The sequence below is a fragment of the Cellulomonas pasadenensis genome (assembly GCF_047229365.1).
Classification (GTDB): Bacteria; Actinomycetota; Actinomycetes; order Actinomycetales; family Cellulomonadaceae; genus Cellulomonas.
The window spans coordinates 1-1,555 of record NZ_JBFTEP010000260.1 but is presented as its reverse complement, the minus strand read 5'-3'; the positions used below and the strand labels follow the sequence as shown (position 1 = coordinate 1,555).

At 74.9% G+C, this 1,555-nt stretch carries 2 protein-coding genes and 1 pseudogene; 2 read left to right on the top strand and 1 reads right to left on the bottom strand.

Going from position 1 to position 1,555, the window contains the following annotated elements:
• Positions 1-623: pseudogene (locus AB6N23_RS18315) on the bottom strand (MFS transporter); the annotation flags it as partial.
• Positions 624-810: 187 nt separating this feature from the next.
• Here AB6N23_RS18315 and AB6N23_RS18310 point away from each other — a divergent pair.
• Both AB6N23_RS18310 and AB6N23_RS18305 read left to right on the top strand, forming a co-directional pair.
• Positions 811-1,371 (top strand): RNA polymerase sigma factor, encoded by a 561-nt coding sequence (locus tag AB6N23_RS18310; protein ID WP_412867384.1) that lies wholly within the window; start codon positions 811-813, stop codon positions 1,369-1,371.
• The coding region (locus AB6N23_RS18305) for a hypothetical protein (protein WP_412867383.1) at positions 1,361-1,555 on the top strand (195 nt) is incomplete at its 3' end. The genes AB6N23_RS18310 and AB6N23_RS18305, both read left to right, overlap by 11 nt.

The following is a 1,555-nucleotide window of genomic DNA, read 5'->3' as shown; positions in this document are numbered from 1 at the left end:
TCGGGGCCGAGCTGCTCCGCGCCGAGCCGCGTGGCCAGCGCGGACGCGCACGCCATGACGGCGGCCGCGACGAGGAGGGCGGTCGCGTCGCGGACGCGTCCCGCCGGCAGCACGAGCCCGAGCACGAACCCGATCGCTCCGCCGACGCCCGCCGCGGCCGCGCCGAGCGTCGGCGTCAGCGAGTTCGCGGTCAGCAGCAGGGGCCCGTCGACGACCTTCGGCAGCGACGCCGACAGCGCCGACAGCAGGAACCGGTTGACCGACAGCGTCACCAGCGCCAGCACGTACACGGCGGGCGTCACGCCGCTCGTCAGCATGATCACGGCGATCGTCAGCGTCAGGCCGACCCGCACGAGGTTGCCCCACAGCAGCACCTGCCGGCGCCGCCACCGGTCCAGCAGCACCCCGGCCCACGGACCGACCACCGTGAACGGCAGCAGCAGCACCGCGAACGCCGCCGCGACGCCCGTGGCGGTGCTCGCGTTCTCCGGCGAGAAGAAGAACAGCGTCGCCAGCCCGACCTGGAACATGCCGTCGGAGGACTGGCTGACCAGCCGCACGGCGAAGAGGCGCCGGAAGCCGCTCAGCGGCCAGAGCGCCCGGAGGTCGGAGAGCACCTGCACGCGGGACAGGCTATGCCCCGGGGGTCCCCGCGCCGGTGCCCACAACCTCGTGACGTCGGACTCCGTAGGGCCGGGCGTGCGGGCGAACTCGCCCCGGGGGTGCGCGTGGCACCCAACCGTGCTGGAGGCGCCTGCGTTGTACTCCCGACACGGACGAGGAGGGCACAGTGCCGGGACGGTGGGTGGCGTGAGCGGTCGGTGGCAGCCGGCGCTCGACGCGCTGGTGCAGGAGAGGTACGGCGCGTTGGTGGCGCGGGCGACGCTCGTGTCCGGGTCGCGTGCCGAGGCGGTGGACCTGGTGCACGACGCGCTGGTCTCGACGTTCGCGGCGCGGGCGACGTTCGGGTCGGTGCAGCAGGCCGAGCAGTACGTGTGCCGGGCGATCGTGTCCCGGTTCGTCGACGGCACGCGCCGGCGGGGCCGGGAGCGGCACACCGTGGCGCGGCTGGCGGTCATGACGGAGCACGCGGTGACGGACCCGGACCCGGACGTGCTGGGGGCCGACGTGGTGGCTGCGCTGGCGGACCTGAGCCCGCGCGAGCGTGCGTGCGTGCTGCTGCGGCACCTGGACGACCTGTCGGTGAAGGACACCGCGCAGCTGCTCGGCCTCAGTGAGGGTGCCGTCAAGCGGTACGTCAGCGACGGCATCGCCACCCTCAACGCCCGTCTGGGCACCACCGCCGCACCGGCCGCCGACGCGGCGCCCGTGCACCTCGTCGGCCGGGAGGAGACCCGTCGTGACCGATGATCTGACCGCACGCCTGACGGGCGCGCTGGACGCGCTCGAGCACCGTGAGCGCGAGACCCGCGCCGACGCGGCCGAGCTGGCCGCGATCCACCGCGACGTGCGCCGCCGGCGTGCCACGCGCACAGCGCAGTACGCGTCTGTCGCCGCCGTGACGGTCCTCGCCGTCGGCACCGCCGGCTGGTTC